This window comes from Candidatus Tectomicrobia bacterium, from assembly GCA_016192135.1.
Classification (GTDB): domain Bacteria; phylum UBA8248; class UBA8248; order UBA8248; family UBA8248; genus 2-12-FULL-69-37.
In genome coordinates this window covers 64014-87160 of record JACPUR010000040.1, presented here as the reverse complement: position 1 = coordinate 87160, position 23147 = coordinate 64014, and the positions used below count along the sequence as shown (strand labels likewise).

At 68.9% G+C, this 23147-nt stretch carries 24 protein-coding genes; 19 read left to right on the top strand and 5 right to left on the bottom strand.

Annotated elements, in window-relative coordinates:
• Nucleotides 1–111 precede the first annotated feature (111 nt).
• From HYZ11_17240 to gatA, 5 genes are all read left to right on the top strand, one after another.
• The gene (locus tag HYZ11_17240; GenBank protein ID MBI3129357.1) at nt 112–942 is read left to right on the top strand and encodes a hypothetical protein; all 831 of its coding nucleotides are present in this window, start codon (nt 112–114) and stop codon (nt 940–942) included.
• Entirely contained in the window at nt 939–1088 is a 150-nt protein-coding gene (locus HYZ11_17235) for a hypothetical protein (GenBank protein ID MBI3129356.1), read from the top strand. The genes HYZ11_17240 and HYZ11_17235 overlap by 4 nt, the downstream gene beginning before the upstream one ends.
• A complete protein-coding gene (locus HYZ11_17230) occupies nt 1085–1360 on the top strand; it encodes a hypothetical protein (GenBank protein ID MBI3129355.1) in 276 nt (91 codons plus the stop codon). Before HYZ11_17235 ends, HYZ11_17230 begins: the two co-directional genes overlap by 4 nt.
• A 96-nt stretch (nt 1361–1456) precedes the next feature.
• Nucleotides 1457–2581 carry an aminofutalosine synthase MqnE gene (gene mqnE / locus HYZ11_17225; protein ID MBI3129354.1) on the top strand — a complete coding sequence of 375 codons (1125 nt, stop codon included), beginning with the start codon at nt 1457–1459 and terminating at the stop codon, nt 2579–2581.
• Between the two features lie 25 nt (nt 2582–2606).
• Nucleotides 2607–4886: an Asp-tRNA(Asn)/Glu-tRNA(Gln) amidotransferase subunit GatA gene (gatA, locus tag HYZ11_17220; protein MBI3129353.1), complete on the top strand. Its 2280-nt coding sequence runs from the start codon at nt 2607–2609 to the stop codon at nt 4884–4886.
• A 162-nt stretch (nt 4887–5048) separates the two neighbouring features.
• On the opposite strand, the gene ugpC is transcribed toward gatA, so the two are convergent.
• Entirely contained in the window at nt 5049–6146 is a 1098-nt protein-coding gene (gene ugpC, locus HYZ11_17215; protein MBI3129352.1) for a sn-glycerol-3-phosphate ABC transporter ATP-binding protein UgpC, read from the bottom strand.
• Nucleotides 6147–6519: 373 nt separating this feature from the next.
• Between ugpC and HYZ11_17210 the strand changes: the two genes are divergently transcribed.
• From HYZ11_17210 to HYZ11_17195, 4 genes are all read left to right on the top strand, one after another.
• Entirely contained in the window at nt 6520–7800 is a 1281-nt protein-coding gene (locus HYZ11_17210) for an extracellular solute-binding protein (GenBank protein ID MBI3129351.1), read from the top strand.
• A gap of 13 nt (nt 7801–7813) precedes the next feature.
• A complete protein-coding gene (locus HYZ11_17205) occupies nt 7814–8773 on the top strand; it encodes a sugar ABC transporter permease (protein MBI3129350.1) in 960 nt (319 codons plus the stop codon).
• Nucleotides 8770–9603, top strand: a complete 834-nt coding sequence (locus HYZ11_17200) for a carbohydrate ABC transporter permease (protein MBI3129349.1) — start codon at nt 8770–8772, stop codon at nt 9601–9603. The genes HYZ11_17205 and HYZ11_17200 overlap by 4 nt, the downstream gene beginning before the upstream one ends.
• A gap of 165 nt (nt 9604–9768) precedes the next feature.
• Nucleotides 9769–10506 (top strand): hypothetical protein, encoded by a 738-nt coding sequence (locus HYZ11_17195; GenBank protein MBI3129348.1) that lies wholly within the window; start codon nt 9769–9771, stop codon nt 10504–10506.
• Nucleotides 10507–10518: 12 nt separating this feature from the next.
• Here HYZ11_17195 and HYZ11_17190 read toward each other — a convergent pair whose 3' ends face one another.
• Nucleotides 10519–12909, bottom strand: coding sequence for a molybdopterin-dependent oxidoreductase (locus HYZ11_17190; protein MBI3129347.1), 2391 nt, complete (start codon nt 12907–12909; stop codon nt 10519–10521).
• A gap of 194 nt (nt 12910–13103) precedes the next feature.
• Here HYZ11_17190 and HYZ11_17185 point away from each other — a divergent pair, with 194 nt between their 5' ends.
• The 7 genes from HYZ11_17185 to HYZ11_17155 all read left to right on the top strand — a co-directional run bounded on the left by HYZ11_17185 (nt 13104) and on the right by HYZ11_17155 (nt 18453).
• Nucleotides 13104–13883, top strand: coding sequence for a hypothetical protein (locus tag HYZ11_17185; protein ID MBI3129346.1), 780 nt, complete (start codon nt 13104–13106; stop codon nt 13881–13883).
• Between the two features lie 97 nt (nt 13884–13980).
• Nucleotides 13981–15060, top strand: coding sequence for a dehypoxanthine futalosine cyclase (mqnC, locus tag HYZ11_17180; GenBank protein MBI3129345.1), 1080 nt, complete (start codon nt 13981–13983; stop codon nt 15058–15060).
• A 34-nt stretch (nt 15061–15094) separates the two neighbouring features.
• Complete coding sequence (locus tag HYZ11_17175; GenBank protein ID MBI3129344.1) at nt 15095–16408, top strand: amidohydrolase family protein; 1314 nt, start codon at nt 15095–15097, stop codon at nt 16406–16408.
• Nucleotides 16409–16530: 122 nt separating this feature from the next.
• On the top strand, nt 16531–17136 hold the full coding sequence (locus tag HYZ11_17170; protein ID MBI3129343.1) for a DNA-binding protein: 606 nt from the start codon (nt 16531–16533) through the stop codon (nt 17134–17136).
• Nucleotides 17137–17138: 2 nt separating this feature from the next.
• A complete protein-coding gene (locus HYZ11_17165; GenBank protein ID MBI3129342.1) occupies nt 17139–17792 on the top strand; it encodes an MgtC/SapB family protein in 654 nt (217 codons plus the stop codon).
• A gap of 119 nt (nt 17793–17911) precedes the next feature.
• Nucleotides 17912–18154, top strand: coding sequence for an addiction module protein (locus HYZ11_17160; GenBank protein ID MBI3129341.1), 243 nt, complete (start codon nt 17912–17914; stop codon nt 18152–18154).
• Nucleotides 18151–18453, top strand: a complete 303-nt coding sequence (locus HYZ11_17155) for a type II toxin-antitoxin system RelE/ParE family toxin (protein MBI3129340.1) — start codon at nt 18151–18153, stop codon at nt 18451–18453. Before HYZ11_17160 ends, HYZ11_17155 begins: the two co-directional genes overlap by 4 nt.
• A gap of 66 nt (nt 18454–18519) precedes the next feature.
• Here HYZ11_17155 and HYZ11_17150 read toward each other — a convergent pair whose 3' ends face one another.
• Entirely contained in the window at nt 18520–18663 is a 144-nt protein-coding gene (locus HYZ11_17150) for a hypothetical protein (protein MBI3129339.1), read from the bottom strand.
• Between the two features lie 354 nt (nt 18664–19017).
• Here HYZ11_17150 and HYZ11_17145 point away from each other — a divergent pair, with 354 nt between their 5' ends.
• Nucleotides 19018–19230, top strand: coding sequence for a hypothetical protein (locus tag HYZ11_17145; protein ID MBI3129338.1), 213 nt, complete (start codon nt 19018–19020; stop codon nt 19228–19230).
• Nucleotides 19231–19346: 116 nt separating this feature from the next.
• On the opposite strand, the gene HYZ11_17140 is transcribed toward HYZ11_17145, so the two are convergent.
• On the bottom strand, nt 19347–20528 hold the full coding sequence (locus HYZ11_17140) for a cation:proton antiporter (protein MBI3129337.1): 1182 nt from the start codon (nt 20526–20528) through the stop codon (nt 19347–19349).
• A gap of 321 nt (nt 20529–20849) precedes the next feature.
• Between HYZ11_17140 and bioF the strand changes: the two genes are divergently transcribed.
• Nucleotides 20850–22091 carry an 8-amino-7-oxononanoate synthase gene (gene bioF / locus HYZ11_17135; protein ID MBI3129336.1) on the top strand — a complete coding sequence of 414 codons (1242 nt, stop codon included), beginning with the start codon at nt 20850–20852 and terminating at the stop codon, nt 22089–22091.
• Between the two features lie 60 nt (nt 22092–22151).
• Nucleotides 22152–22535: a VOC family protein gene (locus HYZ11_17130; protein MBI3129335.1), complete on the top strand. Its 384-nt coding sequence runs from the start codon at nt 22152–22154 to the stop codon at nt 22533–22535.
• Nucleotides 22536–22792: 257 nt separating this feature from the next.
• Here the strand turns inward: HYZ11_17130 and HYZ11_17125 are convergent, their stop codons facing one another.
• Nucleotides 22793–23056 (bottom strand): carboxymuconolactone decarboxylase family protein, encoded by a 264-nt coding sequence (locus tag HYZ11_17125; GenBank protein MBI3129334.1) that lies wholly within the window; start codon nt 23054–23056, stop codon nt 22793–22795.
• Between the last annotated feature and the right edge of the window lie 91 nt (nt 23057–23147).

Below are 23147 nucleotides of genomic sequence, written 5' to 3'. Positions count from 1 at the left end.
GGGGATTCCCCGCGACCAAGATGCTATGATGCGCTCTCCGGTGGCCGTCCGCTGAAGCCGCGTGCGCGCGGCGGCCCTTTGTCCATGCGAACCCAGATGAGGATGGTCTCCATGCGAAAGGGCAGGTCGGTTTCGGCCGTGGCGGTTCTCGCGCTGTTGCTCGCGGTTTCGGGGTGCCGGTACCAGCAGGCCAAGGCGTCCTGGCAGGAGGTGCTCATCCGCTGCGGGGCGGGCGAGGTCCTGGAGGGCGGCGTGTTCTACGGGCCCTCGGATCAGGCCGGGCCGGGCTCCATCTGGCGCCGCACCAACGTGGGCACCTACCGCCTGCGGTGGTCCTCGGCCGAGGCCAAGGGCTCGGGTCCGGCGCCCGTCGAGGCGGCCCAGGCGGCGCCCTGCAAGGAGGGGCGCTTCACCCTGGTGCGGCTCTTCCCGACCCAGCTCCTGATGAACCCGCTCCAGCCGATGGATACCGAGTTCGAGGCCGCCCTCGACAAGACGGACAGGGTGACCGTGCGGGTGCGGGGGTGGGCGGTGGACCGCCTGGCGGAGGGTGCCTTCGGCGGGAGGCTCAAGGAAGTTCCCGCCGGCAGCCTCCTGCGGAAGGACCTGGACCGGGAGACCATCATGGCCCAGTCGAACGGGGTGCGGGTGACGGGCTTCGCCGTCTCGATGGAGTACGCCCCGGCCGACGCCGAGCGGCTGAGGGGGCGCTACAAGGACATCTCCATCCGGAGCGGGAAGGCCGGGGCCTCGTTCACCGGGAAGTGGATCTCGCCCACCGTGCTGGAGCTCTCCGCCGACAAGGACATCTACGTCTTCGGCCGCCTGAGCGAGGTCGCCTCCGTATCGCCCGAATTCCGGCTCATGTCCCCCGCCCTGATCAACGTGTTCGGCCCGGAGTACGAGGACCCCTCCCAGCCGCTCCTCGGGGAGGAGAAGTGAGGCGGGCCGCGCCCCGCTGGAACTTCCACAAATACCTGATCGGCCCGGACGGCGAGCCGCGGGGGTGGTTCCCAACCCGGGTGACGCCCGAGGACCCCGCCCTCATCCGGGCCGTCGAGGCCGCGCCGCCGGGGGAGAGCCCATGACCGGGAATCCCAAGGACGAGAAGACGCCTCCCGGCGAGGACCGGGAGAAAGAACGCAAGGAGCGCAAGGAGGCCCCGGGCCTCGGGGCGCTGCGCAACATCTTCGGCCGGATGGCCTTCGAGAAAGGGCCCGCCTACCGGGACGAGCCCAAGAAGGACGAGGAGGACCTGGGCCAGCGCGAGGGCCTCTGGCGCCCGGGCCCGCGCCGCCGCCGCAAGGACCGCAAGGGGCCGGGCCCCGGCAAGCCGCCCGAGGCCTTCCCGGGGCCGTGATCCGTTGACACGCCGCCTCCGGCCGGATCACACTCGGGCCTGGACGAGGCGGATATTCGGACAATCCGGGGCGAAATGATGGTGGCCGATACTTTCATGGTCCGGCGGCTGCGCCGGGGAGGGCTGGCGGACATCTTCGGGAAGGTGGAGGCGGGCGAGCGCCTCTCCTTCGAGGACGGCCTGCGCCTCTACGCCGCGCCCGACATCAACGCCGTGGGCTTCATGGCCAACCTCGCCCGCGAGCGCCTGCACGGGGACCGCACCTACTACAACGTCAACAGCCACATCAACTACTCGAACATCTGCGTCCTCTGGAAGGCGTGCAAGTTCTGCGCGTTCGGCAAGAAGGAGGGCCAGAAGGACGCCTACGAGTACTCCCTGGACGAGATCTTCAGGATGGCCGAGGAGCTGGGCCGGGGCCGCACCGAGTTCCACATGGTCGGCGGGCTCCACCCTGACCTCCCGTTCGAGTACTACCTGGAGATGATCCGGGGCATCAAGCGCATCCACCCCCAGCTCCACCTCAAGTGCTTCACCGCCACCGAGGTCCGCTGGCTGGCCGACCGCATCGCCGGGCTGAGCGTCGAGGAGACCCTCCGGGCCCTCGTCGAGGCGGGCCTGGGCTCCCTCACCGGGGGCGGGGCCGAGATCTTCGCCGAGCCCACCCGCTCCAGGATCTGCAAGGGCAAGCAGCCGGCCGAGGACTGGCTCGAGGTCCACCGCATCGCGCACGGCATGGGCCTCAGGAGCACCTGCACCATGCTCTATGGCCATGTGGAAACGGACGCCGACCGGGTGGATCACATGCTGAGGCTGCGCGCCCTCCAGGACGAGACGGGCGGCTTCACCGCCTTCATCCCGCTCTCCTTCCACCCCGACAACACCCAGATGGCCGAGGTGCCCGCCGCGGGAGGCCTGGCGGACCTCCGGAACTACGCCGCCGCGCGTCTCCTCCTCGACAACATCCCGCACATCAAGGCGTACTGGATCATGGTCGGCGTGGCCATCGCCCAGATCAGCCAGGGCTACGGGGTGGACGACATCGACGGCACGGTGGTGCAGGAGAAGATCTACCACATGGCCGGCGCCCAGACGCCGCAGCGCCTGGGCGTGGAAGACATCCGCCGCCTCATACGAGAGGCGGGCCGCGAGCCCGTGGAGCGGGACACGCTCTACCGCGAGGTGGTCCGCGAAGGAGACCGATGGGCGGTTCTCGCCTGACGGGGCCGCCCCCGGGGCGCTGGAAATGACCCTCCGGCTCGGCGACGTTCCCTACCTCAACACCAGGCCCTTGACCCTCGCCCTCGAGGGCCGGGAGGACGTGTCGCTCTCCGTCCATCCGCCCTCGATGCTGAACGAGATGCTCCGCGAGGGGAGCCTGGAGGGCGCCCTCGTCTCCTCCTTCGCGCTCTTCCACGCGCCCGGCTCCCGCTATGTCCCAGGCGTGGGCATCGCCAGCCGGGGGCCGGTCGAGAGCATCCAGCTCTACTGCCGCAAGCCCGCGGACGCCCTCCGGCGGGTGGGGCTGGACTCGTGGTCCCTCGCGGGCTCGAACCTGGCGCGCGTCCTCCTCAAGCGCCGCTGGGGGGCGGAGCCCGAGTTTGTGCCGGTGGACCCCCTCAGGCCCCCGCGCGAGGACCCGTCGGTCGACGCCTTCCTCTTGATCGGGGACAACGCCCTGCGCGAGCCGCCGGGGGAGCTCTACGTCCTCGACCTCGGGGACGAGTGGACGGCCTTCACCCGCAAGCCCTTCGTCTACGCGCTCTGGATGTTCCGGCCGGGGGCGGGCGGGCCGGAGGAGGTCAGGCTCCTTCAGGAGGCCAAGGCGGACGGCCTCGCCCGGATGGAGGAGATCCTCGCCCAGGCGGCGGGGACGCACCCCTTCCTCTCCCCGGAGCGGGCCCGGCGCTACCTCACCGAGAGCATCCGCTACGACATCGGGCCCGAGGAGGAGGAAGGCCTCCGGCTCTACTACCAGTTCCTGGTGGAGGACGGCTTGGCGCCCCCGGGCTGGGAGCCGAGGACGCTCCTGGACAGCGTGGCCTCCCGCCCCCATTGGGTACAGGCGGTCCCTGCGCCCCCGGCGCGGAAGGAAGGAGAAAAGACGATGAACGAACCGCTCTGCCAGCTGAGTGCCCACGAGCTCTCCCTCCGCATCCGGAGGCGCGAGGTCTCGCCCGTCGAGGTGGCGGAGGCGCACCTGCGCCGCATCGAGGCCCTGAATCCCAGGCTCAACGCCTTCTTGACCGTCACCGGGGAGAGCGCCCTGGAGGAGGCGCGGCGCGCCGAGCGCGAGATCGCGGCCGGGCGCTGGCGGGGGCCCCTTCACGGCCTCCCCTACGCGGCCAAGGACATCATCGACACGGCCGGGGTCCGCACCACCCACGGCTCGAGCTTCTTCCGCGACAACGTGCCCGCGGCGGACGCGGACTGCATCGTCCGCATGCGGCTCGCGGGCGCCGTCCTGATCGGCAAGGCCCACACCCACGAGTTCGCCTCGGCGCCCACCACCGTGAACCCGCATTACGGCCCCGCGCACAACCCCTGGAAGCTCGACCGCATCACCGGGGGATCGAGCGGGGGCTCGGCCGGCGCCCTCGCGGCGGGGCTCGTCCCCCTCGCGCTGGGATCGGACACGGGCGGCTCCATCCGCCAGCCGGCCGCCCTGTGCGGGGTGGTGGGCTTGAAGCCCACCCACGGCCGGGTGAGCCTCACCGGGGTATGCCCGAACGCCATGACCTTCGACCACGTGGGCCCCATGGCGCGCTCGGCGCGCGACGCCGCCCTCATGCTCCAGGCCCTGGCGGGCTACGACCCGCGCGACCCGGCCTCGCGCGACGCCCCCGTGCCGGACTACGCGGCGGACCTCGATCGCGGGGTGCGGGGGCTTCGGATCGCGCTCAGCCCCGGCTTCTACGCGGGGGCCGAGCTGGACGCCGAGGTGGAGCGCGCCTTCAACGAGGCGGTCCGGGTCTTCGAGGGGCTGGGCGCCCGGGTCGAGACGGTGCCCTTCGCCCACGGCAAGCGCATGCAGGACGCCTTCCGGCCCATCTCGGGCCCCGAGTATGGCGAGTTCCACCGGCCCTTCTACGCCAAGAACCCGGAGGGCTACGGCCGGGACGTGCGCGAGCGCATCGAGTGGTCCCTCAAGATCACCACGGACGAGTACGTGCGCGCCATGCGGGAGCGGGAGCTCCTGCGCCGCGAGGTGGCCGCCTTCTTCAAGGGGGTGGACGCGCTCATCCTGCCGACCATGCCCGTGGCGGCCGCGCCCATCTCGAACCTCAAGGCGCGCCTGAACGGGAAGGAGGTGGAGGCCACCTGGATCCACCGGCCCTTCCAGAGCGGCTTCAACCTGGCCGGCGTCCCGGCCCTGGCCGTGCCCATGGGCTTCAGCGGGGAGGGCCTCCCGCTCTCGCTGCAGATCGCGGGCCCGGAGTGGAGCGAGGCGCGCCTCCTCTCCATCGCCCACGCCTACGAGGGGGCGACGCCGGAGCTGCGGACGAAGTGGCCGGGGTGCGAGTAGGGGATGAGAATTTGCTGAACATCCGATGGTTGTCATGCTGAGCGAAGCGAAGCATCTCGGTTCGGCAGTTGCTTTGTTGTTTGTGGGATGAAAACCGAGATTCTTCGCTCCCTGCGGTCGCTCAGAATGACAAGCCAACGCGTTCGCTGCCAATGAAACGAATCAGCCCAGGTTCTTCCCGCTCTCCGGGTCGAACAGGTGGACCCGGCCGGGGTTGGGGTGGAGGATGACCTCCTGGCCCGCCTTCACGTCGGCGGTGGCCTCGACGCGGGCGGTGAAGGTCTGGCCCGCGAGGTTCAGGTCGAGGAAGATGTCCGAGCCCACCGCCTCGACGATCTCGATCGTGGCGCGCAGGACGTTCCCCTCGGGGCCCGCCGGGCGCAGGAGCAGGTCCTCGGGGCGCACGCCCAGGGTGAGGTCCTTGCCGCGCAGGGCCGCGAGCCGGGCCTCCCGCCCCGGGGGCGCGGGGAGCCGGAAGCCCTTCCCCTCCAGCCAGAGGCCGTCCCCCCCTCCCTCCGGCGCCACCCGCACCGGCAGGAAGTTCATCGCGGGGCTCCCGATGAAGCCCGCGACGAAGACGTTGGCCGGGTTCTGGTAGACCTCCATCGGCGGGCCCACCTGCTGGACGCTGCCGTCGAGCATGACGACGATGCGGTCCCCCATCGTCATGGCCTCCACCTGGTCGTGGGTCACGTAGACCGAGGTGGCCGAGAGCTGGCGGTGGAGCTTCAGGAGCTCGACCCGGGTCTGGACGCGCAGCTTGGCGTCGAGGTTCGAGAGGGGCTCGTCGAAGAGGAAGACCCTGGGGTCGCGCACGATGGCCCGGCCCACGGCCACGCGCTGGCGCTGGCCGCCCGAGAGCTGGCGCGGGTAGCGGTGGAGCAAGTGCTGGATGCCGAGGATGTCCGCCGCGCGCGCCACGCGCTCGCCGATCTCCCCCTTGGGGACCTTCCGCATCTTCAGGCCGAAGGCCATGTTCTTGAACACGGTCATGTGGGGGTAGAGGGCGTAGTTCTGGAAGACCATGGCGATGTCGCGCTCGCCGGGGAGGATGTCGTTCAGGCGGCGGCCGTCGAGGTGGATGCTGCCGCTCGTGATCTCCTCGAGGCCGGCGATCATGCGCAGGGTGGTGGTCTTCCCGCAGCCCGAGGGCCCCAGGAACACCACGAACTCGCCGTCGTGGATGCTGAGGCTCACGTCCTTGACGGCGGTCACCTCGCCGTACTTCTTGCCCAAGCTTTCCAGGACCAGCTCGCCCACCGGGGCCTCCTCGCCCTCCGCCCGAAAAATTCGTGAACCGGCACAACCTAGACAACTTTTCGCGGTTGTTCAAGGGAGGAGGGAGGCGCCGGAGAAAGAAGAGGAAGCCGTCCTTTGTCTCACATGCCGGTCCGCCGTCCACATTACCGGCGCATCGCGCAAATGAGGCCTCGCGGAAATGCGGCCGAAACTTGCCGGGCGCCGCGGAACCGCTATAATGCGCCCGTCGCGTCACACACATCCCAGTCATCAACCGCGTGCGGGGGCGCACGCCGGCGGCGGCCCTTTCGCGGGCGACGTGCTTTCGCGGCCCCATCCGCAGCAGGGGGATGGGCCGTTCGGTCCGGTTGGTCCAGGAGGAGGAGGAAAGTCCATGCGGCGGTTCCTCACGGCATGCCTGTTCTCGGCGGCGGCGCTCGCGCTGGCCGCGGGCCCGGCCCAGGCGCAGAGCATCACCTGGTGGGAGCACAGCAACCCGCCCCACAACAACTACTCCAAGGAGCTGGTGGCGGAGTGGAACAAGAAGAACCCCGGCCGCCAAGTGCAGTACGAGTTCTTCGCGATGACCCCCTACTTCAAGAAGCTCTCCGCGGCGCTCTCCACCAAGTCCGCGGCCGACATGTTCACGGTCATCGACACGCTCCTCCCGAGCTTCACGACGAAGAAGGTCCTCGCCCCCGTCCGGCCGGAGTGGCTGGGCTACAAGGACCTGGAGGACATGAAGAAGGCCTTCCTGCCGGGCTCGCTCGACGGCTACATCCACGAGGGCAAGCTCTACGCCGTGCCGCCCATCGCCTCCGTCTTCAGCCTCTACATCAACAAGAACCACTTCAAGGAGGCGGGGCTCGACGCCGACAAGGACTACCCAAGGACGTGGGAGGACATCGCCAAGGTCGGCCCGAAGCTCGTGAAGCGCCAGGGCAGCACCATCACCCGCGAGGCCTTCGACTTCGCCATGCACTCCTCGGCCTGGACCATGTGGTACATGGAGGCCCTCATCCGCCAGCACGGCGGGAGCATCCTGGACGCCGCCGGCAAGAAGTGCACGGCCAACAGCGCGGCGGGCGTCAAGGCCATGCAGGTGCGCTCCATGTACGCGCACAAGTACAAGATCTCCGACCCCACCGTGAGCGTCGGCACGAACGCGCTCCCGGCCGACGACGTGCCCAAGGGCCGGGTCTCGATGTTCATCACCCACGCGGGCAGCGTGGCGCAGTTCGGCCCCAAGGTGATGGAGCACATCAAGGTGGTGCCCTTCCCTCAGGTGAACCCCCAGAAGCCCGTCAGCATCGTGTACGGCTTCGCCCTCGCCATCAATCCCCACATCTCCGAGGCGAAGCAGAAGGCGGTGCACGACCTGATCAAGCACGTCATGACCAACCCCAAGCAGTGGTACGACAAGACCTCCTATCCCTTCCCGAGCGCGAACTTCCTCGAGCTGCCCGGGATGGAGGAGGCCCGGAAGACCCGCTACCTCGACGTCTTCGTCGGCGACATCAGGACGGGCGTCTTCGTCACGCGCTCGCCCCACTTCATCGAGATCTCGGACGCCATGCACCGGGCGATGGAGCGCGTGGTGCTGAAGAAAGAGGACCCGAAGAAGTCCCTGGACCAGGCCTGCACGGACATCGACCGGGCGCTGGCCAGGAACTAGGCGGAGCCTCCGGATGGCGGATTCACCGGCGCAGGCCGCACCGGCCCGGCCGAGAGGCGAATGGCTCGATCGGCTCCGTCGGGGGCGGGTCTGGGAGGGCAGGCTCACCCTCCGGACCCGCCTCCGGTGGGCGGGTTTCCTGTTCGTGCTGCCCGCCCTGCTGCACCTCGTCACCTTCAAGCTTTACCCGATGCTCGAGGCGGCCCGGCTGAGCTTTTTCCGGTACGACCTCATGAGCCCGCCCACCTTCGCGGGACTGGAGAACTACCGGGCCATCTGGGAGAACCCCCTCTTCCACCAGTCCTTCTGGGTCTCGGCCAAGTACATGTTCGGGGTCTCCATCCCCGAGTGGTTCCTCGCGCTGGGCCTGGCCCTCCTGCTGAACCGCCAGATGCCCGGCCGCTCCCTCATCCGCCTGGCCTATTTCTTCCCGATCGCGATGTCCCAGATCGTGGTGGCCATGGTGTGGAAGTTTATGTACAACCCGCTCGGCCTCGTGAACACCCTGCTCGGCTACATCGGGATCGGCCGCGTCAACTGGCTCTCCACCGAGGAGACGGCGCTGCCCGCCCTCATCGCCATCGGCGTCTGGCGCGGCATCCCGCTCTTCGGGGTCATCTACCTCGCCGGGCTCCAGTCCATCCCCAAGGAGTACTACGAGGCCGCCTCCATCGACGGCGCGGGGCCCTTCCAGCGCTTCATCCACGTGACCCTCCCGCTCCTCATGCCCACCATCCTCTTCGTGATGGTGATGTCCCTCCTCTCGGCGGTGAAGGTCTTCCTGAACCCCCTGGTGATGACCGAGGGCGGCCCCAACGGCACCACCCGGGTGCTGCCCTACTTCATCTACGACACCGGGTTCGCCTACTACCGGATGGGGGAGGCCGCCGCCGCCTCGATGGTGCTCTTCGCCTTCGTCTTCGGCCTGACGCTCATCCAGCTCAGGCTCCTGCGCCGGGGGGGAGTGGAATGAGCAAGAAGGCGGCGCTGCGCTGGGGCGGAAAGCTCCTGACCCTCCTGACGGTGGCGGGGGTCGGGCTCATGCTCCTGCCCTACTTCTGGATGTTCAGCTCCTCCCTCAAGACCGGGAGCGAGGTCTTCAATCTCCCGGTCGCATGGCTGCCGGAGGTGCCCCAGTGGCAGAACTACCCGAACGCTCTCTCCCACGGGGCCTTCGGCACCTACTTTTACAACAGCGCGGTGGTGGCCCTGGCGGTGATGGCGGGCAACCTCGTCTTCTGCAGCATGGCGGGCTACGGCCTGGCGAAGTTCCGCTTCCCCTACCGGGAGGCGAGCTTCCGCCTCATCCTGAGCACCATGATGCTGCCGCTCGAGATCATCCTGGTCCCCACCTACCTCGTGGCGCGCCAGTTCGGCCTGGTGAACAACTACGGCGGGCTCATCGTCCCCCTGGCGGTGGACGCCTTCGGCATCTTCCTCATGCGCCAGTACATCAAGGACCTGCCGGAGTCCCTCATCGAGGCCGCCCGCCTCGACGGCTGCGGCGAGTTCGGCATCTTCTGGCGCATCATCCTGCCCAACTGCAAGCCGGCGCTGGGCGCGCTGGCGCTGCTCACCTTCCGCGACAACTGGGACCAGTTCCTGTGGCCCTTCATCGTGGCCGCCCGGGACACCCTCAAGACCTTCCCCCTGGGCCTCGCCCAGATGGAGGGCATCGACTCGGCCGCCTACCACGAGATCATGGCGGCGGCGGTGATAGGCATGATCCCCACCGCGCTCGTCTTCCTGCTCTTCCAGCGCGCCTTCGTGCGCGGCATCGCCCTGAGCGGCCTGAAGGAGTAGGGGGCCGCCCCGAATGCCGCCCCGGACGCGGTTCTCCGGGCCCGGCCCGGGGATGGCTCCGTTTTGGTTCTGAGCGCCAGCGCGAAAAATCCAGGGAATGAGGAGATCGGACGTATAATCCGTTTCCGGGCGATGGGCAGAGATGCCGCCATGAGGAGTCCGAGATTGCTCCGGGATAGCTTGGCGCGCCAGGGGGACTGGCTATTCCGGTGGAGGAGCTACATTCCTCTCCTGCTGGTGCCTCCCGTCGCGGCGGACCTCCTGTCGTTTCGCTTTCCGCTGGATTCGCCCCTCCTGGACGAAATCCTTGAGGGAATGTGTTTCGCCATCGCGTTCTGTGGATTGGCGGTCCGGGGGCTCGTGGCGGGGTACGCCCCGCGGGGGACCTCCGGCCGCATCACCAGCGGGCAGAAAGCCGCGGAGCTTAACACGGCCGGCATGTACTCCCTTTGCCGCAATCCCCTCTATCTCGGAAACTTCCTGATGGGTTTTGGGGTGCTTCTGTTCCTGCACTCCTTCGTGGTCCAAACCCTCTATGTGCTCACGTTCTTTCTCTATTACGAGCGGATCATCATGCGGGAGGAGGAATTCCTCCACGGGAAGTTCGGCGAGAGCTACCTTAGGTGGGCGGACCGCACGCCGGCCATCGTCCCGCGCTTCCGGGCTTGGCGGAGGCCGGCGCTTTCCTTCTCGTGGCGCACCATCCTGCGGCGCGAATACACGAGCTTCTTCGCCGTAGCCGCCATCATGACGGCCTTCGAGGTTGTCGGCGACACCATTCTGGAGGGGCGCTTCACGTTCGAGCCGGAATGGAGGGCGTTCTTCGGGTTCAGCCTGGCCTTCTATCTGGCCTGCATGTTCCTAAAGAAAGGAACCCGCCTCTTGCACGTGCCGGGCCGGTAGGCCTCTTCCCGCTCAGGAAACCCCCATCCGCGCCTCGAGGGCCTCCTCCCAGCCGATGCGCTGGGCCTCCTCCTCGCTCACCTTGTAGACCCGGCCCGCGAAGCCGCGCAGGGTGTAGCCCCCGAAGGCGGGGTCGAGGAAGGGGTCGGCGTTCGGGGTGAGGGTGTTCGCGTTCGAGCGGAAGGCCCCGTAGAGGTGGGGCACGGCCCCCTCCTCCTCGGGGAACCACCAGCCGTGCTCGACGTGGACGAGGCGCGGATCCATGCCGGCGAAGAGCCGGGCGCGCTGGACGCACCGGCCGCGCGGGGACTCGACGCACACCCAGTCGCCGTTCCGGATCCCGAGCCGGGCCGCCGCCTCCGGGTGAATCTGAGTCTGGGGGTCGGGGTGGAGGCGGCGGAGCGTCTCGACCTGGCGCTGCTGGGAGTGGAAGTAGCCGGGCAGCCGGCCTCCCGTGATGACGACGAAGGGATATTTTTCCATGAGCCCGGGGTCGCTGTAGGGGCTCTCGGGCACCTCGGTGTAGTCCGGGAGCGGGTCGTAGCCGTTCCGGCGCCAGACGGTGCTCCAGAGCTCGGCCTTCCCGGTCGCGGTGGGGAAGCCCCCTCCCTGGCGGTAGTGCCCGGTCTCGTGCTTGCGGTAGGCGACGCGGTCGAAGGCGCCGCCCGCCTCCACCGCCTCGCGCCAGGTCATCCCCGCCTCGCGCAGCCGCTCGTCGTAGAAGTCCACCACGGTGCGCCAGGGCCAGTTCCGGTCCATGCCCATCCGCCGGAGGATGTCCCCGCACACCTCGAACTCGTCCCGCACCTCGCCCAGGGGCTCCACCGCCCTCACGCAGCGCACGTTGCCGAAGGGCCCGTACCCGTGCGTCTCCATCAGGCGCTCCTTCTCGAAGTGCGTGGGCGCCGGGAGCACGATGTCCGCGAGCTGGAGCGAGGGGTTCATGAAGAGGTCCACCCCCATGAAGAAGTCGAGCTTCATCAGGGCGCGGTAGACCTCCTTGGCGTTGCTCCAGGTGAGGAGGGGGTTGCCGCCGACGGCCACCCAGGCGCGGACCGGGTAGGGCTCCCCGGTCAGGATGGCCTTGAGGACGGCCGGGTTGTTCGCGTAGCGCATGGTGGTGGGCCCCGCGCAGAGCCGGAAGCGCTCCGCGCCGAGCTGTTTGACGTAGGCCTCCCGGGGGAGGGTCTCGCCGAAGGCGTCGGTGAAGGTGCGGCAGCCCTTGTGCGAGGGAACAGGGTGCATGTTGCCGCCCGGGACGTCCACGTTGCCGGTGAGGCATTCGAGGAGGGTGCAGGCCCGGCCGTTCTGGTGGGCGTTGACGCACATGTCGAGCCCGACGCCCCACGCGAGCGCGGCCGGCTTGGTCGCCGCGTAGAGCCGGGCAGCCCGGACGATGTCGCCGGGATCGAGCCAGGTGATGGCGGCGGCCTTGGGGGGCGTGTACTCGGCGCAGCGCTCCTTCAGGAGCTGCCACACGGTCTTGCAGACCCGGCCCCCGACGTCGAAGGCGCCGCACAGGGCGGGCTGGGCGCCCGGCAAATCGCCCGGCACGGCGAGGAGCTTCTCCTTGTCCCAGGCCAGATAACCGCCTCCCGCGCCGCGGAGGAGGTCGCCGCTCTGCACATCCACCAGGAGGGGCGCGTTCGTCCACTTCTCGACGAACTCGCGGTCGTAGAGGTTCTCCTCGATCATGACGTGCATCATGCTGAGGGCGAGGGCCGCGTCGGTCCCGGGGCGGATGGGAAGCCAGATGTCCGCCCGCCGGGCGGCGGCGGTGCGGCGGGGGTCGATGACGATGAGCTTGGCCCCTTGCCGGCTTTTCTCGATCATCTTGTAGCCGAGGATGGAGTTGTGATTCGTGATCTCGGGCTGGTCGCCCCAGAGCACGATGAGCTTGGGGTCGCCCTCGTAGTCGGGGGAGTAGTAGTTCCCGAAGGTGGCGTTCGAGGCGGCCCGGCGGGGGAGCATGCACTGGGCGCGGCCCGGCCCGGTGCGGTTGGTGCTGCCCAGGTTGAGGAGGAAGAGATCGACGATCCAGGCCACCTCGTCCGCCTTGGTGCCGTCCCCGCCGGTGACGGCGAGCGGGCCGTGCCGGTCGATGACCTTCTGGAGCTCCGCCGCGCAGGTGTCGAGGGCCTCGTCCCAGGAGATGCGCTCCCACTTTCCCTCGCCGCGCGCCCCGGCCCGCCTCAGGGGGTGGAGGAGGCGCTCCTTGTGGTAGAGGAGCTCGATCCCGGCCTGGCCCTTCACGCACAAGTAGCCCCGGCTGTTGGGATGATCCGGGTCCCCCTCCACCCGGATGGCCCGGCCCCCCCGGACGTGGACGATGATCCCGCACCCGCCGTGGCAGAGGAAGCAGCCCGACTTCACGATCCGGTAAGCGCCGCCTGGCTCCTCCATCTCCCGCCCCCTCCGGTCCTGGCCGATGGGAATGCGCTCTCTAATAGGACAAATATGTCTTCTATTTGCGTTTTCTGTCAACGGCCTGGGCCCGAGGGACGGAAACTGGCGGAAGGGAAGGGAAAGCGTCATAATCCCGCGCTGGTTTTGCACTTCTGTCGTGGAAGGCTGAGGCCGCGGGGAGGTTTGAAGGCATGCTGCGGACGGAGCTCGCCCGCCAGGGCGCCCGGATGTACCGCTGGAGGGGCTATCTGCCCCTGCTGATGACCCCGGTCATGGTGATGGGCTTCTGGAACTACCACTACCCCGGCGGTTCCGAGTTTTACGACATGCTCTGGGAGATTTTGTGCCTGGTTGTCTCTGGGACGGGCCTGCTCATCCGCTTCCTGGTCATGGGCTACTCCCCCAAGGGGTCCTCGTACGTGGGCGAGAGCACCGCCCGCCTCTGGGAGGGAAGCCTGAAGACCACTGGCATGTATTCCCTCTGCCGCAACCCCCTCTACCTCGGCAATTTCCTGCTGGCGCTGGGGGTGTTCTTGTTCCCCATGTCGTTGCCGGTGGCGGCGATCTTCATCTTCGCCTTCTGGCTCTACTACGAGCGGCTCATCCTCGGCGAGGAGGAATTCCTGGCCGGCCAGTTCGGGGAGGAGTACCTGCGCTGGACGGAGCGCGCTCCCCTCATCGTCCCCCGGCTCTCGGGATGGGTGAAGCCGGACGTTCCCTTCTCCTGGCGCAAGGCGGTGCGGCGGGAGTACAAGCGGATTTTCGGTCTCGCCGCCATCATGACCCTCCTGGAGATCGTCAGCGACTTCATCGAGGAGGGGAGGCTTGTTCTCGAGCCCATGTGGGCCGCCTTGTTCCTCTCGGCCCTGGCGTTCTATCTCTCGGTGCTCTTCCTGAAGCGGAAGACCCGCCTGCTCGACGTGGAGCGGGAGGAGGCGCTGGCCGGCCGGGTCCCAGCCGCCTCCCCTTGATTCGCCGGGCGTCGTGGCGGGGCGCGGCTCTTATCCTTTAAAATTCATTTTCCCCCCGGCTTCGGATCGCCGGGCCTGCGCACCGAGGACTGGTCCCATGCCCACCGCCACCTCCGCCTTCTACGGCGCCATCGAGAAAGCCGCCGCCGGGGAGCGCCTCTCCTACGAGGAGGGGCTGGCCCTCCTCGAGGGAAATGATTTGACGGCCCTGGGGGCGGGGGCCGACGAGGTGCGGGCCCGCAAGCACCCCGAGGGCTTCGTCACCTACTGCGTCGACCGCAACATCAACTACACCAACGTCTGTGACGTCTACTGCACCTTCTGCGCCTTCTACCGGCCGCCGGGGGAGCACCCCGAGTCCTACGTCCTCACCCGGGACCAGATCCGGGAGAAGCTCCGGGCCCTCTACGCCGCCGGGGGAAGGCAGGTCCTCCTCCAGGGCGGCCATCACCCCGATCTGCGCATCGGCTGGTACGAGGACCTCTTCCGCTGGATGAAGTCCGAGTTCTCCGGCCTCCACCTGCACGCCCTGAGCCCCCCCGAGATCCACCACATCTCGAAGCTCGAGGACATGCCCTACGAGATCGTCATCTCCCGCCTCCGGGAGGCGGGCCTCGACTCCATCCCGGGCGGAGGGGGCGAGATCCTGGTGGACCGGGTGCGGCGCAAGATCGCCCGCCTCAAGGTGGACGCCGATGGATGGCTCGCCGTCATGCGCGCGGCGCACCGGCTGGGGGTGCGCTCCACCGCCACCATGATGTTCGGCCACGTCGAGACGCCCGAGGAGCGCATCGAGCACCTCGACCGCCTCCGCCGGCTCCAGGACGAGACGGGGGGTTTCACCGCCTTCATCTGCTGGACCTTCCAGAACGACGGCTCGGCCACCCTGCGGGCGCCGACGGTGGGCAGCAGCGAGTACCTCCGCATGCTGGCCATCAGCCGGCTCTACCTGGACAACTTCGACAACGTGCAGTCCTCCTGGGTAACCCAGGGGAAGAAGGTGGGGGAGCTCTCCCTCCACTACGGGGCGAACGACATGGGCTCCACCATGCTCGAGGAGAACGTCGTGAGCGCCGCCGGCACGGTCTACTGCATGAACGAGACCGACCTCCACCGCATGGCCCGCGCCGCGGGGTTCGAGCCCCGCCGCCGCAACTTCTTCTACGAGCTGATTTGATCTCCCCAGCCGCCGGAGATCCCCGGGGGCCCGCATGAAGGGCTCGAACGGCGCGAACGGCTCCTTGGAGGGCCGATCCAGCCTCCCCGCCCTGACGGGCGCGGCCGCCGTCTGGGCGGCCGATCTGGTGCTCCCCGTGGGCGCCCCGCCCATCCGCCGGGGCGCGCTCCTGACGGACGCCGGACGCGTCGCCGCCCTGGGACCGGCGGAGGAACTCCTCCCCTGCGTCCCCAAGCCTTTCCGGCACGACTTCGGGCGCGCCATCCTCATCCCTGGCCTCGTGGACGCCCACACCCACCTCGAGCTGGCGGGGCTCCGGCTTTCCCCCGCCCCGATGGCGGACTGGATCGTGGCCCTGGTCCGCGAGACGCGCGCCTGGTCCTCCTCTCTCTTCCTCGCCTCGGCGAAGATGGGCGCGGCGGGCACCCTCGCGGCGGGCGTGACCTGCGTGGGGGACGTGACCGCCTCGGGCGAGAGCCCCACCGCCATCGCGGACGCGGGCCTGCGGGGGGTCGTCTTCCACGAGGTGCTCGGCCTGGACGGCGTCCAAGCGGAGGAGATCCTGGCGCGGAAGCTGGCATCCCTGGGGGGCGCCCACGCCTACCGGGGGGTGCTGCCGGGCCTGCCGGGCCAGCCGGCGGCGGGGCTGAGCCCCCATGCCCCCTACACCACCTCGCCGGAGCTCTACCGGGCGGTCCTCGAGGCCTGCCGGGCGAGCGGCCGCCCGGCGGCCACCCACCTGGCCGAGAGCCCGGAGGAGGCGCGCTTCCTCCGGGAGGGAGGAGGGGATTTTGCCCGCATGCACAGTGAATTGGGGAGCCCCGCCGAACGCTTCCATCCGCCCGGATGCTCCCCGGTGAAGTACCTGGACCGGGCGGGCGCCCTCGATGGCCTCCGCCTGGCCGTCCACTGCAACCAGACCAGCCCCGCCGAGTGGGAGCGGCTGCGGCGCGCGGGAGTGAGGGTGTGCCTGTGCCCCGGCTCGGCCCGCTTCTTCGGCCATCCCTTCGCCGACGCCGCCGGGATGCGCCGGGCCGGCCTCGGGCTCTGCCTCGGCACCGACAGCCGGGCCAGCAACCCTTCTGGCTCCCTGCTGGCGGAGGCGGCCGCCCTGCGGAACGCGGGATTCGGGCCGGAGGAGCTCCTCCGGCTCTGCACCCTGGCCGGGGCGGAGGCGCTGGGCCTGGCGGGGGAGGGGGCGGGGCAGCTCCGAGAGGGGGGGGCCGCCGACTTCGCCGTGGCGGAGCCCCCCCCAGGGGTCGCGCTCTCGGCGGAGGCCCTCTTTCATCCGGAGATCCGGATTGTCTGCACAGTGACGGGGGGCGAGGCGCGCTTCGCGGCGGGATAGCCGGGGCGATTTGCAGGCCGGGCGTTCGGCATTACAATGCTCAGATTGAGACGCCTCCTGCGGGGGTTGTCATGCCGCTGGGGCCGAGAAGAAAAAACCGACTCCAGAGGAGAAGAGCGGGAATGGCCAAGAAGGCGGCGATCTTCGACAACACCGACTGGAAGACCCGCAAGCCCCGCTACGACGTGGCCGAGGGCGGCGTCGGGCGGGTCCTCTGCATCCGGATGGCCCCCGGCGACGATCTCTACGGGACGACCCTCAAGATCTGCCGGGAGAAGGGCGTGAAGGCGGGCGTGATCATGAGCGCCGCGGCGAGCCTCCAGAAGGCCGTCCTGCGCAACGTCTGGAAGTTCCCCGACCCCTTCCCGATCACGGACGATTGCCGCATCTTCACGCCCGTGAACGGCCCCCTCGAGCTCCTCCAGATGAGCGGCAACATCACCCAGACGGAGAGCGGCGATCCCTACCTCCACGCCCACGTCACCATCTCGCTCGGGCGCCCGGAGGCCACCTGCTTCGGCGGGCACCTCGTCGAGGGCTGCACCATCTTCAGCACCTGCGAGATGGTCCTGGCCGAGGTCACCGGCTTGGCCTTCATGCGCCTGATGGATCAGCACACCCGCGTGGGCGAGGTGTACGGCATCCCGCTGAACGGAAAGTCGCCCGAGCAGGTGAAGCAGGAGATCCAGAAGCGGAAGGCGCGTCCGAAGCCCTCGGGCGTGAAATAGCGTTGGGCCCGCAGCTCGAGACCGTTCTCCTCCTCCTGGAGGCGGCTTTCCTCGGGGCGCTGATCGGCCTCGAGCGCGAGCGCAACAACCAGCCGGCGGGCCTCCGCACCCACATCATCCTCTGCCTGGGCTCGGCCCTGATCATGGTGGTGTCCGCCCGGGTCGCGGGCGAGGGGTACGACCCGGGGCGCATCGCCGCCCAGGTGGTGAGCGGCATCGGCTTCCTGGGAGCCGGGGCCATCCTGCGGATGGGGGCCTCCGTCCGGGGGATCACCACGGCCGCCAGCATCTGGACCAGCGCGGGCATCGGCCTCGCCGTCGGCGCCCGGCTCCACATCGAGGCCGCCGCCGCGACGGCCATCCTGCTCGTCTCCCTGACCGTGCTGAAATCTGTGGAGCGGCGCTTCATCGTCCGCATGCGGTTCCGGCGGCTGGAGATCCAGGTCCGCCAGGAGAACGAGGAGGTGGTGCAGCAGATCGAGGATCTTCTCTCCAAGCAGCGGTGCAACGCCCGCAGCATGGAGGTCCGCAAGCACCCCGAGACCGGGGTGGTCCACCTGCAGATCGAGATGTCCGTCCCCCGGGACTTCGACCCGGGCCGCCTGATTGAGTCCCTCACCCGGCAGGACTTCGTCGTCCGGGCGGACCTCAGATAGGTTTCTGCCAGAAAATCCCGATGGCCTGGCGATAGGCGCAAGGGAATGAGCGCCCCTGATTTTCAAGCATTCGCCGAATGCGGGCGCTCATGCTATTTTCATGCAAGAGGAGGGGCAATATGGCGCATTCCTTTCCGGATATCGAGAAAGAGGCCATGGGTTTGCCCGCCGGGGACCGTGCCCGGCTGGCGGTGCGCCTGTTGGACAGCTTGGAGGAGGCCGCGGAATCTCCGGAAGAGATTGAAAAGCTCTGGCTCGCCGAGGCGGAGCGGCGCTTTCAAGAACTGCGGGAGGGCGTCGCGCAGGGAATTCCCGCTCAGGAGGTCTTCGCCGAGTTGCGGGCCAAGCGCGAGCGGCCGTGAAGGAAACGATTTTCCACCCGGAAGCCCGGGAGGAAATAAGGGAAGCGAGGGGTTTCTATGAGGCGCACCTCGAGGGGCTCGGCCTCCGGTTCCTCGAGGCGGTGGAAGGGGCGGCGGAGAGGATCTCCGCTGATCCCGAAGCAGGTTCGCCGCTCGCGGGCGGGTTTCGAAAACGGCGCATTTCCGCTTTTCCCTGCAACATCATTTGCCGCGTCCGGGACGACCGCATATACTTCGTCGCGGCAGCCCACCATCACCGCCGCCCGGGATACTGGCGCGGGCGAGCCGCGCGGCAATAGCGTAAGTTCACGGCGAATTCTCCTGCGAGCCCTCCGCGGCGGGCTCACCTCTCTCTTTGCTTCGAGCTACTCTTTTTTCCGGGCCTCCTTATAGCGCTGGTTCATGCTCTGGGCGATGCCGCCCATGACGGCGGCGACCAGATCGAACGCCGCATCCAGCACGTCCTCCCCGATGCCCGCCTTCCCGGCGTCCGCCAGGCGGCGGTCCACTCAGGGCTGGCAGTTGCGCACGATGGCGACGGAAAGCCCTATAAGGGTTTTCTCCCGATCGGTGAGCAGGCTCACAGCGTTCGCGGCGCGGTAGTAGGAGCGGAAGTCGGCGCGGTCGGCCATCGGGTGATCTCCTCGTGAGCGGGGCGTGGGCCGAAGAGTATAGGAGGCGCGGCCCTTTCCGGCCAGCGCGGCGAACCGCGTCAAACTGAGAAATAGGCGTTCCGTGTCGCCCGTCACTGAAGCTCCCGCTCGTCCTGCCGTACATAAAGAGTGACGGCCTGACCCGCCGCGTCCTTCGACGGGACGCGCAGCCCCTCCGCCTAGCGGGCATCCGGGCCGGGAGGAAGCGCCATGTTCTACTTCCCGAGGGACTTCGACCCCAAGAACCACGCCGCCCGCCGCTGGCTCCGGCGCATCGGGCCGGAGACCTACCGGAAGAAGCCCGAGCTGAAGGACGACCTGGCCGAGGAGCTCGAGCGCCCCATGCCCTCGCCCTGGGAGAACGAGATGCCCCGGCCCCTCTGGGAGCTCGAGCAGGACGCGGAGAAGCGCGACCTCGCCTGATGAGCCGCCCGGGCGATGGCCTCCGAAGAGAGGCTAGTCCCCGTCCCCCCGGTGGGTCCGGTAGAAGAGGATGCGCACCCGCTCCAGCGTCGCCATGCCCTCGGGCACCATCTCCCCTAGTGCGATGTCTCTTCCGCCATGGCCGGCGTTTCTGGGAGCAGATGGCGCGGCATGAAGGCGAAGTTGGCGATCATCGTGGGAATCACGGCGCTCGCGATGACCACGGCCACCAGATACGAGTACTGCTCCTGGGAAACGATCCCATGCGCCAGGCCGAAGAGGGCGGAAATCGTCCCGAAAGTCAGGCCGGTGGACATCAAGAGGGTGTAGTACCAGCGCTCTTTTCCGTCCCGGCGGAAAATCCCGATGATGGGGTAGAGGCCGAAGATCTTGGAGAGGACCTTGCCCGTCAAGAGAGCCGCGAAGATGAACGGCGCGGAGGACAGCGCCGTCAGGGAAACCAGCGAGCCCGCCCGGATAAAGTAGAACGGCGTGAGGAAGCCGATGGTCAGGGTGCGCAGGCGCCGGATGAAGAAGGCGTCGCGGCCGACGCTTCCGGCCAGCACCATGCCCGCGATGTAGGCCGGAAGAACCGCCTCGCTGCCCGCCCATAGCGCCAGAGCCCCCAGGCCGAAGAGAACCAGAAGTATCCATTTGGTGCGGATGGCGGCGGTCTTGTTCCCGTACAGCTCGGTGAGCTTCGATGTGAGAAAAGGCAGAAGGGCGATGGTAACGACGCTGGCCGCGATGAATATGACAGTGCGGTGCGTGAACGGAGCGAACAAGAGCCCAAGGGCGATGACGGTCCCCAGGTCGTTGATGAAGCAAGCCCCCAAGATTCCCTTGCCGAACTCCGTCTTGTTGAAGCCGGTTTCCAGCATCACCGCGTAGACGACAGCCATCGAGGTCGTCGAGAGGGCCACCCCGGCGAGCCAGCTCGACGGAGTGCTCCATCCCAGGGCGTACTTGGCCACGGCCGCGCAGCCCAGGAAAGGAGCGAGAAAACCGACCAGGCCGACGACGGACACTTCCTTCAATTTGACCTTCAGCGTGGAAGGATCGAGCTCCGCGCCCGCCAGGAACGTCAGCAGAACCGCCCCGGCCGACGCGATGTACTTCAGCCAATCGAGGTCGGCCGCCAGGGCGCCGGCGCCCCAGAGCCGCTCGGCCACCGCCGCCGCGGCGACGCCGACGCAGATTTCCACCAGCGCCATCGAAATGCGCACGTGGCTGGCGAGGATGGCGGAGATCACGGCCAGGGCGAGCCAGATTGCCGAGATGGTGAACATTTCCTGCATGGGGCGATTTCCTTTTTTCGCGAAGGGGCTGAGCGCCCGAAACAAAAAACCCGCCTTGCGGCGGGGCAGCCGGCACCTGACTTTCGACCCCTGCCGCAGCTTCTCTCTGGCGACAGGAGTCATCAGCCCGGACGGGGCGATTATAAGGGGGACTCCATCCCCTTTGGAGTCCGGCATCATAGCAACGTTCCTTTGATTTGCAAGCGTTTTCCGCCAATTCCGGATTTCCATGCCGCGCCGCCGCCGCTACCCATCCCGCTTCCCCGGCCGATCAAGGGGCCCCCCTTTCCGCCCCTTCGCCCCCCTTCTACAATGGGTGGCATGAGCGAGACCGGCTCCCTCCCGTTCCCCCCCGAGCCCGGCTGGCGCGCCTCCCTCCGGGAGGAGCTGGAAGCCCTCTCCGCCCGGGGCCACCGCCGCAGCCTCCGCGCGGTGGACGGCCGGCAGGGCCCCGTCGTGCGCCACGAGGGGCGGGAGGTCATCCTCCTCGCCAGCAACAACTACCTCGGGCTGGCCGACCACCCGGCCCTCGTCCAGGCGGCCGCCGACGCCGCCCGGCGCTGGGGCGCCTCGGCCGCCGCGAGCCCACTCATCTCGGGCCACATGGAGCCCCACGCCGCGCTCGCCGCCGCCCTCGCCGCCCTGAAGGAGAAGGAAGCGGCGCTGCTCTTCGGCTCGGGCTTCCTGGCGAACCTGGGCCTCCTCTCCGCCCTGGCGGGGCCGGGGGACGCCGTTTTCAGCGACGCCCTGAACCACGCGAGCATCATCGACGGCTGCCGCCTCAGCCGGGCCGGGACGCGGGTCTTCCCCCACAACGACATGGACGCCCTGGAGAGGGCGCTCCGGGAGGCGCGCGGCGCGCGCCGGAAGATCATCGCCGTGGACGGGGTCTTCAGCATGGACGGCGACCTCGCGCCCTTGCCTGCCCTCGCCGAGCTGGCCAAAGCCCACGGGGCGCTCCTCATCGTGGACGAGGCTCACGCCACCGGCGTCCTGGGCCCCGAGGGGCGGGGCGCCGCCGCCCACTTCGGCCTCCAGCGCAGGGTCGGCGTCGCGATGGGCACCCTCGGCAAGGCCCTCGCCTCCTACGGCGCCTTCGCCGCGGCGGACGGGGAGACCGTGGACTACCTCGTGAACCGCGCCCGGCCCTACATCTACTCGACCGCGCTCCCGCCCCCCGCCGTGGCCGCCGCCCGGGCCGCGCTCCAGCTCTCGCTCGGGGAGGAGGGCGCCCGCCGCCGCGCCCGCCTCAAGGCCCTCTGCGCCCGCTTCCGCGCGGGGCTTCGCCGCATCGGCTTCGCCGCGCCCGATCCGTCCGAAGGGGTGGAAGTCCCCATCTTCCCCGTCGTGGTGGGGGAGGCGCGGAAGGCGGTCGAGCTGGCCGAGCACATGCTCCGGGCGGGGGTCTTCCTCCTCGCCATCCGGCCCCCCACCGTCCCCGAGGGCACGAGCCGCCTGCGGGCCACCCTCATGGCCACCCACACCGAGAGGCAGATCGATCAAGCCCTGGACGCCCTGGAGGAGGGGGTGAAAAAACTACAGGTCGCTCCCACCGGTTTGTAGATGGCCGGATGGGAGAATCGCCTTCCGTCCAGCCGTTCTTTTCCGCCCTGGAGGCCTTCGATGGACCCGGTTCACCACTTCCAGCTCCCGGCGAGGGACATGGCCCGCCTCAAGCCCTTCTACGAGGGCGCCTTCGGCTGGCGAATCGACGAAGTGCCGGGGATGGACTACCACCTCATTTCCACCGTCCCGACCGACGCGCGCGGCCTCCCCACCGTCCCGGGCGGCATCAACGGCGGCTTCTACCGCCCCAGCCCCCAGGGGCCGGGCGGCGTCCACATCTCCATCAGCGTGGGTTCCCTGGAGGAGACCCTCCGGCGGGTCGAGGCGGGGGGCGGGCGGGTGCTCATGGGAAAGACCCCGGTCGGGGAAGTCGGCTTCTACGCCATGATCGCCGACCCCGAGGGCACTCCGCTCGGGGTGTGGCAGGACGCGAAGCCGTAAAAAAAAGGCGGAATTCCCCGTAATTTCCCGGAAAACGCCGGAAATCCGGCCAAACTCCCCGTGATTTCCGCCCCTCCCTTGTCCGTGGGACGCCTCCTCCGGGCGCGCCGCCCCTCGCGGCCCGGCGCCGCCGGGTGACAATATAGGCCCGGGAGGAGGAAAGCCGTTTACCGCAAATCGCGCCAATTTCGCGCAGGTTCATGCAAAGGGACAGGCTCGGGCGTGAGCCTGTCCCGAGCCTGTCCCTTTGCCGATGCTCAGGAGCAGCCGCAGCCTTTGGCGTTTTCTCCCTGGCTGGCGGGGGCGGCCGCCTCGGCCGGCCCCAGGAGCGCCGCCGCCTCCTTGTCCCAGGCGCTCGCGGCGCCTTTTCGGACCAAGCGCCCGACGCGCACGGCGGAGCGGATCTCCGGCTCCTCCGCTCCCGCTTCCCGGGCCTTCCCGAGGTGGTGCCGCAGGCAGGGCACGCAGTTCGCCGTGACCGCCGCGCCGATAGCGACCAATTCCTCCGTCCGAGTATCCATCGTCTTCCTCCCGCTGAATTGAGCCACCTTGCCGGTGGCGGTTTCGCTTCCGCCCGGAGGGCGGTTGGGGGAACGCTCCCCCTCGCTCCCT